Genomic DNA, 13,813 nt, shown 5'->3' on the forward strand with positions numbered 1-13,813 from the left:
GCTCAGCGGCGGCGGGTGCGCCCGCCCCGGCGGCCCAGGTTGCGGGTGGAGGCGATCAGCAGCGCCAGCACGGCGCAGACCACCCACAGGGGCACCAGGCCCCAGCGCGCGGTCCACTGTGCGTACGGCGTGACGCCGCTGCGCCCCTGCACCGTGGCCTCCAGGCGGCCGCGCGTGAGCCGCTGCAGCTGGTGCGTGACCTGGCCCTGGTGGTCGATGACGGCCGTGGCGCCGGTGTTGGTAGCCCGCAGCATGGGCCGGCCCAGCTCGATCGCGCGCAGGCGCGAGATCTGCAGGTGCTGGTCGATCGCGATGCTGTCGCCGAACCAGGCGATGTTGCTCAAGTTGACCAGCACGGTGGGCGCGGCCGTGGGATCGCGGAACGAGGCCGCGAGCTCTTCGCCGAACAGGTCTTCGTAACAGATGTTGGGCGCCACGCGCTGCCCCGACACCGCCCAGGCCGGCTGCGCCAGGGCGCCCCGGTTGAAGTCACCGAGCGGGATGTTCATGAGGTCGGTGAACCAGCGGAACAGCGGCGGAATGAACTCGCCGAAAGGCACCAGGTGGTGCTTGTCATAGCGGTACAGGCCGTTGTCCGGCGTGTCCAGCCGAGGCTGTCCTTGCAGGCGATTTGCCGAGCCCGCGTTGATGCCCCAGACCGAGTTCGTGTAACCCTGATCCAGGCTGCCCAACGGCAAGCCCACCAGCGCACCCACGCCGGTGCCGGCCGGTTGCTCGGCCAGATGCCCGAGCAACGGCTGCCAGAAGTCGGGGCCCAGTTGGCCGGGCAGCAGGGGAATGGCGGTTTCCGGCGCGACCACCAGATGCGGGCCGGTGGCGGAACTGCGCGCGGCCTGCACCGCTTCGGTGATCTGTTGGGGGTACCAGTTCAGCGCCTGGGCCACGCCCGTGCCGGGCTCGAATTTCTGATCCTGGGCGATGTTGCCCTGCAGCAGCCACACCCGCAGTTCGCCCGTCGCGGCAGTGTCCTGGTGACCCAGGCCGCGCCACGCCGCGCCGCCGCCGATCAGGCTCACCAGCAGAACGCCCACCACCAGGAACAGGGCCAGCGACCGCAACACACCGGGCCAGCCATCGGCCAGACCCGGCACCAGCCGGGCCTGCACGCGGGGTGCCGGCGCCACCATGCCCCCCGCCGTCCGGCCCACCGGCCGGCTGACGGGCGACTGCATCCAGACGCTGAAGCGCCGCCAGAGGCCGGAGACGATGGAGGCCACCGAATAGGCCAGCACGGCCGCCAGGAAGCCCATGCCATAGACCCCCACCAGCGGTGCCCAAGGGGCCATCAGGTCAACGTGCGCGTAGCCTCCCGCGCCCCAGGGGAAACCGGTGAACCAGTGGCCGCGCGCCAGTTCGGCCAGCGTCCAGAGCGAGGCAAACATCAGCCCCTGTGCGGTGCGCGACACCGGCGCCCAGGCACAGAGGAAACCCACCACCACCGCGTAGTAGACCGACAGCAGCCCCGCCAGCGCGAGCACGGCCAGCACCGCCAGCCAGGCGGGCAGGCCGCCGTAGGTGTGCAGGGAGATGAACAGCCACCAGAAGGTGCCCGCCAGCCAGACGGTGGAAAACACCCAGCCGCGCCACACCGCCTGCCCCACCCGGGTGGCGTACTGCAGCGCCAGCACCAGCAGCGCCAGCGAGGCGATCTGCCACCAGCCATTGGGCTGGCCTTGCACAGTGCCCGGCAGGCCCCAGCCCGCGAAAGGCCAGGCGATGGAGGTCGCCTGCAAGGCACCGCCCAGCAGACACACGAGGAACCAGGCGAAACCGCTGCCGCGCGCGCTGCGCCCGGGCGGGCGGCGGCTCATCGGGTTGAAACTCGACGGCGTGTGGAGTGACCCGAAAAGGCTTCGCATGGGGTTGGGCGGGCTCAGGCCTCGCCCGGCACGGGCATGACCTTGAACCACTTCACCGCGCCGCCCTTGGTGTGCAGCACGGTGAAGCGCAGGCCGTCGAGCTCATGGACCTCGCCCCGCTTGGGCACGTGGCCCATGGCGTGGGCGATCATGCCGCCGATGGTGTCGAAGTCCTCTTCGGACAGCTTCAGCCCGAAGGATTCGTTGATGCGCTCGATCGGCGTGTCGCCGCTCACGCGCCAGGTGCCGTCGGCCAGGGCGAAGATGTCGCCATCGTCCTCGGCCACGTCGAACTCGTCTTCGATCTCGCCGACGATTTCCTCGAGCACGTCCTCGATGGTGATAAGGCCTGCCACGCGGCCAAACTCGTCGATCACGATCGCCAGGTGGTTGCGGTTGCCGCGGAACTCGCGCAGCAGGTCGTTGAGGCCCTTGCTTTCGGGCACGAAGGTGGCCGGGCGCAACAGCGCGCGGATGTTGAGCGCGGGCGCGCGCTGCAGCTTGAGCAGGTCCTTGGCCAGCAGGATGCCGATGATGTTCTCGCGCTCGCCCTCGAACACTGGAAAGCGCGAGTGCGCGGTGTCGATGACCAGGTGCAGCAGTTCGTCGAAGGGCGCATCGATGTCCAGCACATCCATGCGTGGGGTGGCCACCATCACATCCCCGGCGGTCATGTCCGCGATGCGGATCACGCCTTCGAGCATGACGCGCGACTCGGCGTTGATGATGTCGTTGTCCTCGGCCTCGGCGAGGGTTTCGATCAGCTCGTCCTTGGAATCCGGTCCGGGATGGATGAATTCCGCAAGCTTTTGCAGAAAACCACGTTTGTCGGCATGCCGCAGGCTGCGCTGCGGCCCGCTACTGGGAGGGGAGTCGGCCACTGAAGGATGGGGGGAGGTTGTAACAGGGCGGAAGGATACCCCATGCGGGTGTCGGCGCGCAAAGCCGCGCGAGCCCCACGGCCCCGGCCGGGCTCAGCCCCGGACGCGTTCGCGTGCTTCGCGCACGCCCTGGCGGATGTCCTGCAGCACCGACAGAAAGCCCCAGAACTGCTTGGCCTGGGCCTTGAGGTGGTAGTCGGTGATGGCCACCTGCTCATTGACCATCTCTGTCACGCGGGAGTCGAAGTCCGCTGGCGGCAACCGCAGGTGCGCCTCGGACTCGGAGCCGTCGCGCTCAATCACCGCGCCAGCACGGCGGGCGATCTTGAGCATCGCTGTGTTTTCCGACAGCGCATGGATGAACAGCATCTGCACGCCCTCGTTGCGCGCGTGCATGACGGCGCGCTCGAACAGGCGGCCGCCGTAACCCCGTCCACGCGCATGCTTGACCACCGACACGCCGAACTCGGCGCAGCTGGTGTACTGGGGGTCGAGCGAGAAGGCGAGGTGGGCCATGGCGATGAGCTCGAGCCGGCGGTTGAAGATGCCGAAGAGCTCGTCGCGGTCGAAATTGAGCTGCGCCACGTAGCGGCGGATCTGCTCGTCGTTGGCCGCATACCCGAAGCGCAGGTAGCGATCGTTCGTATCCAGTTCCAGGAGGTGCGCCTCGATGCGGTCGATCTGCCCGGGACCGATCGACCGGATCGGCACCATCACCGGGTTCGATTTGTCCCCGCGCTCGGGCGTGCCGCCGGTGGACGACGAAGCGCGCACCTCGGCCTGCGCCTGCAGCGGCGTCGACTTGAACCAGCGGGTGGGATCAACCATGGGCACGAATGTACGGGTTATCCCTATAACAGCAAGGACGCAAACCCCTAAACCCGCGGGAACCCGACGGACGGGGACGAAAACTCCCTCACAACGGCAAAGCCGTGGTGCTTTTCACGCGGTCCATCACGAAACTGGTCTTGCAATCCTGCACGCTGGGGTGCTTGAGCAGGGTGTCCATGATGAAGCGCGAATAGGCGGCCATGTCGGCCACCACCAAGCGCAGGTGGAAGTCCATGTCGCCCGTGAGCGCGGCGCATTCCACCACCTCGGGCCACGACAGCACGCTGGCGCGGAACAGGTCCATGGGGTTGCGCTTGGCGCTGTCGGAGTGCTTTTCGAGCCTCACACTCACGTGGGCGGTCAGCCCCAGCCCCACCGCCTCAGGCCGCACCAGGGCCACATAGCGGTCGATGACGTGCGCCTCCTCCAGCCGCTTCACCCGGCGCAGCACCGCGCTGGGCGAGAGGCCCACCGCTTCCGCGATCTGGTCGTAGGTGGCGCGGCCGTCGGCCTGCAGGCTGCGCAGAATGTGGCGATCAAGCTTGTCCAGTGCTTCCATAGGCGCCATTTTGCAAGATTCCTGCAATTCTGACGAATGGCGCGCCCCAAAACGCCGGAATCGTGACACCCTGCGCCGATACAGTGGCCCACTGCCCACACACAACGGAGACCACCATGAACACGCCCTTGCCCGCCGCCGCCCAGGCCGCCGCCCCCCCATGGGACAACCCCATGGGCACGGACGGCTTCGAATTCATCGAGTACGCGGCGCCCGATCCCGTGGCCATGGGCGCGCTGTTCGAGCGCATGGGTTTCAAGGCGATCGCAAGGCATCGCCACAAGGCGGTCACCCTGTACCGCCAGGGCGAGATCAACTTCATCATCAACGCCGAACCCGACAGCTTCGCGCAGCGCTTCGCGCGCCTGCACGGTCCCAGCGTGTGCGCGATCGCCTTCCGCGTGGCCGATGCCAAGGCGGCCTACGAACGAGCCATCTCACTCGGCGCCTGGGGCTATGCGCAATCGGCCGGGCCGGGCGAACTGAACATCCCGGCCATCAAGGGCATCGGCGATTCGATCATCTACTTCATCGACAAGTGGCGCGGCAAGAACGGCGCCAAGACGGGCGACATTGGCAACATCGGTTTCTTCGACGTGGACTTCGAGCCCCTGCCCGGCGCCGAACTCAACCCCGTCGGCCACGGCCTGACCTACATCGACCACCTGACGCACAACGTGCACCGCGGCCGCATGGAGGAGTGGGCGGGCTTCTACGAACGCCTGTTCAACTTCCGAGAGGTGCGCTACTTCGACATCGAGGGCCAGGCGACCGGCGTGAAGAGCAAGGCCATGACCAGCCCTTGCGGCAAGATCCGCATCCCGATCAACGAAGAAGGCAACGAGAAATCGGGGCAGATCCAGGAGTACCTGGACCGGTACCACGGCGAGGGCATCCAGCACATCGCCATGGGCTCGACCAACCTGTACGACACGGTGGACGCGCTCGAACTCAGCGGCGTGAAGCTGCTCAACACCAGCGAGACCTACTATGAGCTGCTGCCCAAGCGCATCCCGAGCCACGGCGAAAACCTCGAGGCCCTGAAGCAGCGCAACATCCTGGTGGACGGCACACCCGGTGAACTGCTGCTGCAGATCTTCAGCGAGAACCAGCTCGGCCCGATCTTCTTCGAGTTCATCCAGCGCAAGGGCAACCAGGGCTTCGGCGAAGGCAACTTCAAGGCCCTGTTCGAGACCATGGAGCTCGACCAGGTGCGCCGTGGCGTGCTCAAGGCCTGAGGGCAGACGCGATGGCCGTTGAACCCGTCGTCTATGGCGCCAGCGACCGCCCGCCTCGCGGCGACTACTCGCGTGCGCGGGGCGACTACACCTGCCCGCAGAACTGGGCCTCGTACACCGAGGCCGACCATGACACCTACCACCGCCTCTACGAGCGCCAGACTGCGCTGCTGCCGGGCCTGGCCTGCAATGCCTTCATCGAGGCCCTCCCTTCGCTGGGCGTGAAGGACCGCATTCCCCGCTTCGAAGAGATCAACGAACGCCTCAAGCCCGCGACAGGCTGGGAAATCGTGGCCGTGCCCGGCCTGATTCCCGAGCGGCCCTTCTTCGACCTGCTGGCCAACCGCCGTTTCCCGGTGACCGACTGGATTCGCACGCCGGCCGAGTTCGACTACATCGTCGAGCCCGATGTGTTCCACGACCTCTTCGGCCATGTGCCGCTGCTGTTCAACCCGGTGTTTGCCGACTACGTGCAACGCTACGGGGCGGGCGGCCTGAAGGCCCACGACCTGGGCGCCGGCGAGCTGCTCTCGCGGCTGTATTGGTACACGATCGAGTTCGGCCTGATCCGCCAGGACGACGGGTTGCGCGCGTACGGCGCCGGCATCCTGAGTTCGTCGGGCGAACTGCGCCACAGTGTCACCAGCCCGCAACCCCAGCGCATCGCGCTCGATCTGCTGCGCTGCATGCGCACGCGCTACAAGATCGACGACTACCAGGCCACCTACTTCGTCATCGAGAGCTTCAACCAGCTGTTCGAAATGACCGCGCCCGACTTCGCGCCGCTCTACAAGGCGGTGCGTTCGCTCGGCGACCTGCCGGCCGACGCCACGATCGCCAGCGACTCGTCCATTACCCTGGGGTGAAAGGCCAACGCCACGTGGGCCGCGCCGGGCACCAGCCGGTTGTCGGCCCCGGGCAAGGTAGCGGTGGAAGCCGGGAACACGATGTTGTCGGCATTGGAATACCAGCACACGAAGTCGGCATAGGTGTCCTGCGGCTGGATCTGCGCTTCGCGCCGGGCCAAGGCGGCCAGCCAGTGCCCGTCCTGCCGCATCTGCCGGCCGTTGGCCACACGGCTGAAGCGCCCCAGCCAGGTGCCTCGGTGCGGACTGCCGATGGTGATGACCTGGTGCACCGGCGTGTCCGGCTCGGCCGCCCGCCACGCCCGCGCAACAAGGCCACCCATGCTGTGGCACACCAGCACCGGGGGGCGGCCCGTGAGGGCCAGGGCGCGCCGCACGGCGTCGCTCATGAGGGGCACGTAGTCGTCGATGTCGCCGAACACCGGCTCCAGGTTGACCGACACATAGGGCACGCCTTGGCTGCGCAAGCGGCGCATCCAGGGCAACCACAGGCCTCGATTGCACACGAAGCCGTGCACGAACACCACGGCGGGCACTGTGCCTTGGCGCGGGTCGACGTCGTCCGGCAGGCTTGCCCAAAAGAAGGGCTGGCGCCAGGCAAACACCTGCGGCGCCACGCGGACCTCCTGCCACCAAGCACCCGCCAAACCCGGCCATCCCGCCGGAGGTGCGACATCGCCCCGGTTCAGCCGGGCTGCGGCCAGACCCTCCAGGGCGAGCACCAAGGCATAGCCGCCCAGCAACAACAGGGCGCCCACCACAGCCACCGTGGGGGATCGCGGCCACCAGAAGAACACCCAAGCCACCACGAACACCAACGTACCGAGCACCAGCGCCTGCTGCAAGCGGGCCAGGCTGGAGCGGCGAACGTGTCTTGGGGGCGTCTGCGTCGGAGGGGACATGGCCGAACTATCTCACGGAGTGGGCTGTCCGAATTAGACTGGTACACCGCTTCTGCCTGAGCCCGCCATGACCCAGAACCCCAGCGCCGCCGACCGCATCCGCACGCACCTGGCGCGTGTCAGCGATCTGCGCCAGCAAGCCCGTACAGCAGGCCTCGACCGGGCGGTGAACGAGGTGAAACTGCTGCAGGGCCGGCGCTTCCGCGCCACGTACGCCGACTTCCTTGATCACCCGGTGTATGCACCCGCAACCCGCTTCTTTCTGGAGGAGCTCTACGGCGTACACGACTTCGCCCGGCGCGACGCGCAATTCGCCCGCATCGCCGGCGCGTTGGAACGCCTGTTCCCGGAGGCCGTGGCCCAGCTCGCGGTGGATCTGGCCGAGACCCATGCCTTGACCGAGGTGCTCGACCACCACATGGCCACACACTGGTTGCCAGAGGACGCCTCGCTGTCCCCCGCCCTGCGCTACACGCGCGCCTGGCGGCTGACCGGGGACCGCGATGCGCGCGCGCGCCAGTTGGCGGTCGTGCAGCACATGGGGCGCGAACTGCAGCGCCTCACCCGCATGAAGCCCTTGCGGCTGGCTTTGCGCATGATGCGCAACCCGGCCCGTGCGGCGGGCCTCGATGCCTTGCAGCATTTCCTGGAAAGCGGCTTCGATGCCTTCGCCTCACTGGGAGATGCACGCAACTTCCTCGACACCATCAGCGCACGGGAATCGCGTTGGATCAGCACCCTGTTCGACGAGGGCGAGGCCGCCTGCAGCGCGGCACTGTCCGCCGAGCTGGCCAGGGTCTCTGAGGCCCGTTGAGGCCTCCGGGATCCCGTGTGCTTTGGGTGACAGCGCCTTAGGGCTGGCCCGGTATGCACCCCGGCGTCGGCTTGCCAGAATGGTCTATCCCTCTCTGTCACAGCGAAATCCATGACCCGACCCTGGCTCACCCAATACCCCGAAGGCGTTGCACCCGAGGTCGCGCCCGAACGTTACCGCTCGTTGGCCGACCTGCTCGAAGAGTCGTTCAAGCAACATGCCCGCCAACCCGTGAGCGTGTGCATGGAACAGTGGATGAGCTATGGCGAACTGGACAGCTTGAGCGCCGCCATGGGGGCCTGGCTTCAGGGCCGAGGCTTGGTGCCGGGTGCCCGCGTGGCCATCATGCTGCCGAATGTGCCGCAGTTTCTGATCACCATGGCCGCGATCGTGCGCGCTGGTTACACCGTGGTGAACGTCAATCCGCTCTACACCGCGCGGGAACTGGAGCACCAGCTCAAGGACTCCGGAGCTCAGGCCATCGTCATCCTGGAGAACTTTGCACACACACTCGAACAGGTGATCGACCAGACCTCTGTGGAGCACGTGGTCATCGCCAGTCTGGGCGACCAGTTGGGGTTCTGGTACGGGCGCTGGATCACGTTCGCCGTGCGGCATCTGGCCAAGATGGTCCCGGCCTACAAGCTGGCCCGAACAGGCCCCCTGGGCGAACGCACCATCGTGAACTTCCGCCACGTCTTGGCCGAAGGCAGTGGCATGCGTCTCCAGCCCACCAGCGACACCTTGGACTCCGTGGCCTTCCTGCAGTACACGGGAGGCACCACCGGTTTGTCCAAGGGCGCGGTGCTCACCCACCGCAACATCATCGCCGCCATCCTGCAGGCCGAAGCCTGGTTCAAGCCCGCGCTGCAAAAGGTCGGCGACCTGCGGCAAGTCAACGGCATCGCGGCGCTGCCGCTGTACCACATCTTTGCGCTGACCCTGAGCCTGCTCACCATCCGCTGGGGGGCGCACATGACCCTGGTGCCCAATCCGCGCGACATCCCGCAACTGGTAGCCACCCTCAAGCGACGCGCATTCCACGTGCTCCCCGCTGTGAACACCTTGTTCAACGCCCTGCTGCAGAACCCCCAGTTCCGTCAATTGGATTTTTCGAACCTCGCGTTGTCGCAGGCCGGGGGCATGGCCGCGTCGGAAGGCACGGCTCGGCAATGGAAGGCCGTCACCGGCTGCACCATGATTGAAGGCTGGGGCATGAGCGAGACCTGCGCGATCGGGACCAACAACCCGGTCACCAGCCAGCAGTTCAGCGGCACCATCGGCTTGCCTCTGCCTGGCATTGACATCGCGATCAAGGACGACGAAGGCCGCAGCCTGGCGCTGGGTGAAACCGGCGAGATCTGCATCAAGGGGCCGAATGTGATGGTGGGCTACTACCAGCAGCCCGAGGAGACCGCACGAGCGTTCACGCCCGATGGCTTCATGCGAACGGGCGACGTGGGGGTCATGGACCCGCAGGGCTTCACGCGCATCGTCGACCGCAAGAAGGACATGATCCTCGTCTCCGGCTTCAATGTGTTCCCCAGCGAGCTGGAGAACGTCATTTCGTTGTGCCCGGGGGTGCTTGAATGCGCGGCCATCGGCATCGAGGACGACAAGCAGGGCGAGGCGGTCAAGGTGTTTGTGGTGCGCTCGGACCCCACCCTGCGCGAGGAAGACGTGGCACGTTACTGCCAGGACAACCTGACCGGCTACAAGCGGCCCAAGCTCATTGAATTCCGGGACGAGCTGCCGAAGAGCAACGTGGGCAAAATACTCCGGCGCGCCTTGCGCACGCCAGCTGCCCACTGAGGCCCTCCCACTGCATGCCATCCCATTTTTCACCGGCACCGATCGACGCTCCCCATTCAACCCTTGCCAACGCCGGCGTCACCTGCCTGGAACGGGGCTGGCTGTCTGCCAACAACATCCTGATTCGAGGTGAGGGCCCCACCGCGTTGGTGGACTCGGGTTATTCGTCGCATGCACCCCAGACGCTGGCGCTCGTGGCGGCCACCCTTGGGGGGGCGCCGCTGGATCTGCTGCTGAACACGCACCTTCACAGCGACCATTGCGGCGGCAATGCCGAGTTGCAGCAGGCCTATCCTGCATTGCGCACGCTGATACCGCCTGGTCAGGCCGCTTCGGTCACGAATTGGGATCCAGTGGCCCTGACATTTGAGCCTACGGGCCAGTCTTGCCCACGGTTCACGCATCAAGGTCTGCTGACGCCTGGCACCTCCATTCGCCTGGGTTCACTGAATTGGGATATCCACGCGGCCAAGGGGCACGATCCTCATTCCATCGTCCTCTTCCAGGCCGAGCATCGGCTGCTGATTTCTGCGGATGCACTGTGGGAAAACGGCTTCGGCATCGTCTTTCCCGAGCTGGAAGGCGTTTCAGCGTTTGATGAGGTGGCGGCTACCTTGGATCTCATGGAAGCACTTGCCCCCACGACCGTGATCCCCGGACATGGCCGGGTCTTCAATGACTTTTCTGGAGCACTCGCTCGCGCGCGCAGCCGCTTGGGACAGTTCGTGAACCACCCCGACAAGCACCGGCGGCATGCCCTGAAGGTGCTGATCAAGTTCAAGCTGCTGGAATGGCAATCCGTGTCAATGGACGCCTTGCTGGATTGGGTGCTTGCCACCAGCCACTTCTTCAACACCATGCCGCAGGCTGTGCGCCAGGACAGAACACAGACCCGCGAATGGCTGGATCAGTTGCTGATCGAGCTTGAAAGAAGCCAAGCCCTGTTCAGAAACGGGGACATGGTCATCAATCGATAGAAGGGCACGTCAATGCGTGTGCTGCGACGCAACCCTCTTAGAGAAAATTTCGGCGCATAAATGCCCAAACCCCCAGGTGTCGAAGACACGAGGGGGTTTGGGGGCTGGGTAAGAGCCTGACGATGACCTACTTTCACACGGGAACCCGCACTATCATCGGCGCAAAGGCGTTTCACTGTCCTGTTCGGGATGGGAAGGAGTGGTACCACCTCGCTATGGTCGTCAGGCATAACTTGTTGTTCGGGCTGTGCACACGCACAACCTGAACGAATTCATAGAGCTTCGAATCAGCTATTTTGATTGCTGCCAACGATGGACTCATTGCTGAGTCTTCGGGCATAACATGACTTTTCAGTCGGATGACATTTGACTCTGATGATTTTCATCAAAGTTATAGGGTCAAGCCGCACGAGCAATTAGTATCAGTTAGCTTAACGCATTACTGCGCTTCCACACCTGACCTATCAACGTCCTGGTCTTGAACGACTCTTTAGGGGGCTCAAGGCCCCGGCAGATCTCATCTTGGAACGAGTTTCCCGCTTAGATGCTTTCAGCGGTTATCTCTTCCGCACTTAGCTACCCGGCAATGCCACTGGCGTGACAACCGGTACACCAGAGGTGCGTCCACTCCGGTCCTCTCGTACTAGGAGCAGGCTTCCTCAAATCTGCAGCGCCCACGGAAGATAGGGACCAAACTGTCTCACGACGTTTTAAACCCAGCTCACGTACCTCTTTAAATGGCGAACAGCCATACCCTTGGGACCGGCTACAGCCCCAGGATGAGATGAGCCGACATCGAGGTGCCAAACACCGCCGTCGATATGAACTCTTGGGCGGTATCAGCCTGTTATCCCCAGAGTACCTTTTATCCGTTGAGCGATGGCCCTTCCATACAGAACCACCGGATCACTATGTCCTGCTTTCGCATCTGCTCGACTTGTCAGTCTCGCAGTTAAGCACGCTTATGCCATTGCACTATTAGCACGATGTCCGACCGTACCTAGCGTACCTTCGAACTCCTCCGTTACACTTTGGGAGGAGACCGCCCCAGTCAAACTGCCTACCATGCACTGTCCCCGATCCAGATAATGGACCTAGGTTAGAACCTCAAACACACCAGGGTGGTATTTCAACGTTGGCTCCACAAGATCTAGCGACCCTGCTTCAAAGCCTCCCACCTATCCTACACAGATCTGTTCAAAGTCCAATACAAAGCTACAGTAAAGGTTCATGGGGTCTTTCCGTCTTTCCGCGGGGAGATTGCATCATCACAAACATTTCAACTTCGCTGAGTCTCAGGAGGAGACAGTGTGGCCATCGTTACGCCATTCGTGCAGGTCGGAACTTACCCGACAAGGAATTTCGCTACCTTAGGACCGTTATAGTTACGGCCGCCGTTTACTGGGACTTCGATCAAGAGCTTGCACCCCATCAATTAATCTTCCAGCACCGGGCAGGCGTCACACCCTATACGTCCACTTTCGTGTTTGCAGAGTGCTGTGTTTTTAATAAACAGTCGCAGCCACCAATTTTTTGCAACCCATTCATGCTCAGATGTTCTCATCACATTACTAGGGCACACCTTCTTCCGAAGTTACGGTGTCAATTTGCCGAGTTCCTTCTCCTGAGTTCTCTCAAGCGCCTTAGAATACTCATCTCGCGCACCAGTGTCGGTTTGCGGTACGGTCAATTACAAGCTGAAGCTTAGTGGCTTTTCCTGGGACCTCGTTCAGTTACTTCGCGAGCAAGCTCGCTCGATCGACAGCCTCGGTATATGACACGCGGATTTGCCTACGTGTCGCCTACATCTGTCTAAACCGGCACATCCAACCGCCGGATAACCTATTAAGATCCGTCCCCACATCGCACTTGTAATCGGTACAGGAATATTGACCTGTTTCCCATCAGCTACGCATCTCTGCCTCGCCTTAGGGGCCGACTCACCCTACGCCGATGAACGTTGCGTAGGAAACCTTGCGCTTACGGCGAGGGGGCTTTTCACCCCCTTTAACGCTACTCATGTCAGCATTCGCACTTCTGATACCTCCAGCATCCTTTACAAGACACCTTCACAGGCTTACAGAACGCTCTCCTACCACTTGCAATAAATTGCAAATCCGCAGCTTCGGTAACTGGCTTAGCCCCGTTACATCTTCCGCGCAGGACGACTCGATCAGTGAGCTATTACGCTTTCTTTAAATGATGGCTGCTTCTAAGCCAACATCCTGACTGTTTTAGCCTTCCCACTTCGTTTCCCACTTAGCCAATTTTAGGGACCTTAGCTGGCGGTCTGGGTTGTTTCCCTCTTGAGTCCGGACGTTAGCACCCGGTGCTCTGTCTCCCAAGCTGTACTCATCGGTATTCGGAGTTTGCCTTGGTTTGGTAAGTCGCCATGACCCCCTAGCCAAAACAGTGCTCTACCCCCGACGGTAATACTTGAGGCACTACCTAAATAGTTTTCGGAGAGAACCAGCTATTTCCAAGTTTGTTTAGCCTTTCACCCCTATCCACAGCTCATCCGCTAGTTTTGCAACACTAGTCGGTTCGGACCTCCAGTACCTGTTACGGCACCTTCATCCTGGCCATGGATAGATCACTTGGTTTCGGGTCTACACCCAGCGACTGAATCGCCCTATTCGGACTCGATTTCTCTACGGCTTCCCTATTCGGTTAACCTTGCCACTGAATGTAAGTCGCTGACCCATTATACAAAAGGTACGCAGTCACCCCTTTCGAGGCTCCTACTTTTTGTAAGCACGCGGTTTCAGGATCTATTTCACTCCCCTCCCGGGGTTCTTTTCGCCTTTCCCTCACGGTACTTGTTCACTATCGGTCGATGATGAGTATTTAGCCTTGGAGGATGGTCCCCCCATATTCAGACAGGATTTCTCGTGTCCCGCCCTACTTGTCGTTAGCTCAGTACCACACAGGTCTTTTCACGTACGGGGCTATCACCCGCTATGGCCGCCCTTTCCAAAGCGTTCCGTTAAGTCTTGTGCTATCACTAACAGGCTCTTCCGATTTCGCTCGCCACTACTTTCGGAATCTCGGTT

Annotated in this window: 10 protein-coding genes and 2 rRNA genes (1 of these 12 only partly in view); 5 read left to right on the forward strand and 7 right to left on the reverse strand. The window is 63.0% G+C overall.

Annotated features, from left to right (window positions below):
* Positions 1-2: 2 nt before the first annotated feature.
* The 4 genes from lnt to ACODTB_RS21845 form a co-directional block, all read right to left on the reverse strand.
* On the reverse strand, positions 3-1,832 hold the full coding sequence (lnt, locus tag ACODTB_RS21830) for an apolipoprotein N-acyltransferase (protein ID WP_291113021.1): 1,830 nt from the start codon (positions 1,830-1,832) through the stop codon (positions 3-5).
* Positions 1,833-1,894: 62 nt separating this feature from the next.
* Entirely contained in the window at positions 1,895-2,761 is an 867-nt protein-coding gene (locus ACODTB_RS21835) for a CorC family transporter (RefSeq protein WP_291113023.1), read from the reverse strand.
* A 93-nt stretch (positions 2,762-2,854) separates the two neighbouring features.
* A complete protein-coding gene (locus tag ACODTB_RS21840) occupies positions 2,855-3,589 on the reverse strand; it encodes a GNAT family N-acetyltransferase (protein WP_291113025.1) in 735 nt (244 codons plus the stop codon).
* A gap of 88 nt (positions 3,590-3,677) precedes the next feature.
* Positions 3,678-4,151: an Lrp/AsnC family transcriptional regulator gene (locus ACODTB_RS21845; RefSeq protein ID WP_291113027.1), complete on the reverse strand. Its 474-nt coding sequence runs from the start codon at positions 4,149-4,151 to the stop codon at positions 3,678-3,680.
* Positions 4,152-4,267: 116 nt separating this feature from the next.
* On the opposite strand from ACODTB_RS21845, the gene hppD reads away from it, so the two are divergent.
* Together hppD and phhA are read left to right on the forward strand one after the other, a co-directional pair.
* The gene (hppD, locus tag ACODTB_RS21850; RefSeq protein ID WP_291113028.1) at positions 4,268-5,389 is read left to right on the forward strand and encodes a 4-hydroxyphenylpyruvate dioxygenase; all 1,122 of its coding nucleotides are present in this window, start codon (positions 4,268-4,270) and stop codon (positions 5,387-5,389) included.
* 11 nt (positions 5,390-5,400) lie between these two features.
* Positions 5,401-6,255, forward strand: coding sequence for a phenylalanine 4-monooxygenase (gene phhA / locus ACODTB_RS21855; protein ID WP_488929721.1), 855 nt, complete (start codon positions 5,401-5,403; stop codon positions 6,253-6,255).
* On the opposite strand, the gene ACODTB_RS21860 is transcribed toward phhA, so the two are convergent.
* Positions 6,177-7,157, reverse strand: coding sequence for an alpha/beta hydrolase family protein (locus ACODTB_RS21860; RefSeq protein WP_291113031.1), 981 nt, complete (start codon positions 7,155-7,157; stop codon positions 6,177-6,179). The genes phhA and ACODTB_RS21860 overlap by 79 nt on opposite strands.
* 67 nt (positions 7,158-7,224) lie before the next feature.
* Here ACODTB_RS21860 and ACODTB_RS21865 point away from each other — a divergent pair, with 67 nt between their 5' ends.
* The 3 genes from ACODTB_RS21865 (at position 7,225) to ACODTB_RS21875 (ending at position 10,760) form a co-directional block, all read left to right on the forward strand.
* Positions 7,225-7,971 (forward strand): FFLEELY motif protein, encoded by a 747-nt coding sequence (locus tag ACODTB_RS21865; protein WP_291113033.1) that lies wholly within the window; start codon positions 7,225-7,227, stop codon positions 7,969-7,971.
* Positions 7,972-8,082: 111 nt separating this feature from the next.
* The gene (locus tag ACODTB_RS21870) at positions 8,083-9,783 is read left to right on the forward strand and encodes an AMP-binding protein (protein WP_291113035.1); all 1,701 of its coding nucleotides are present in this window, start codon (positions 8,083-8,085) and stop codon (positions 9,781-9,783) included.
* A 14-nt stretch (positions 9,784-9,797) separates the two neighbouring features.
* The gene (locus ACODTB_RS21875; RefSeq protein ID WP_291113037.1) at positions 9,798-10,760 is read left to right on the forward strand and encodes an MBL fold metallo-hydrolase; all 963 of its coding nucleotides are present in this window, start codon (positions 9,798-9,800) and stop codon (positions 10,758-10,760) included.
* 114 nt (positions 10,761-10,874) lie between these two features.
* Here the strand turns inward: ACODTB_RS21875 and rrf are convergent.
* A 5S ribosomal RNA gene (rrf, locus tag ACODTB_RS21880) occupies positions 10,875-10,987 on the reverse strand.
* 168 nt (positions 10,988-11,155) lie between these two features.
* A 23S ribosomal RNA gene (locus ACODTB_RS21885) occupies positions 11,156-13,813 on the reverse strand; it runs 221 nt beyond the window's last position.

This window comes from Hydrogenophaga sp. FG152, assembly GCF_057809615.1.

Excerpts from the sequence above, each read along its gene's own strand:
- lnt (WP_291113021.1), bottom strand. The coding sequence starts at position 1,832 with ATGAGCCGCCGCCCGCCCGGGCGCAGCGCGCGCGGCAGCGGTTTCGCC.
- ACODTB_RS21840 (WP_291113025.1), bottom strand. The coding sequence starts at position 3,589 with ATGGTTGATCCCACCCGCTGGTTCAAGTCGACGCCGCTGCAGGCGCAG.
- ACODTB_RS21845 (WP_291113027.1), bottom strand. The coding sequence starts at position 4,151 with ATGGAAGCACTGGACAAGCTTGATCGCCACATTCTGCGCAGCCTGCAG.
- hppD (WP_291113028.1), top strand. The coding sequence starts at position 4,268 with ATGAACACGCCCTTGCCCGCCGCCGCCCAGGCCGCCGCCCCCCCATGG.
- phhA (WP_488929721.1), top strand. The coding sequence starts at position 5,401 with ATGGCCGTTGAACCCGTCGTCTATGGCGCCAGCGACCGCCCGCCTCGC.
- ACODTB_RS21860 (WP_291113031.1), bottom strand. The coding sequence starts at position 7,157 with ATGTCCCCTCCGACGCAGACGCCCCCAAGACACGTTCGCCGCTCCAGC.
- ACODTB_RS21865 (WP_291113033.1), top strand. The coding sequence starts at position 7,225 with ATGACCCAGAACCCCAGCGCCGCCGACCGCATCCGCACGCACCTGGCG.
- ACODTB_RS21870 (WP_291113035.1), top strand. The coding sequence starts at position 8,083 with ATGACCCGACCCTGGCTCACCCAATACCCCGAAGGCGTTGCACCCGAG.
- ACODTB_RS21875 (WP_291113037.1), top strand. The coding sequence starts at position 9,798 with ATGCCATCCCATTTTTCACCGGCACCGATCGACGCTCCCCATTCAACC.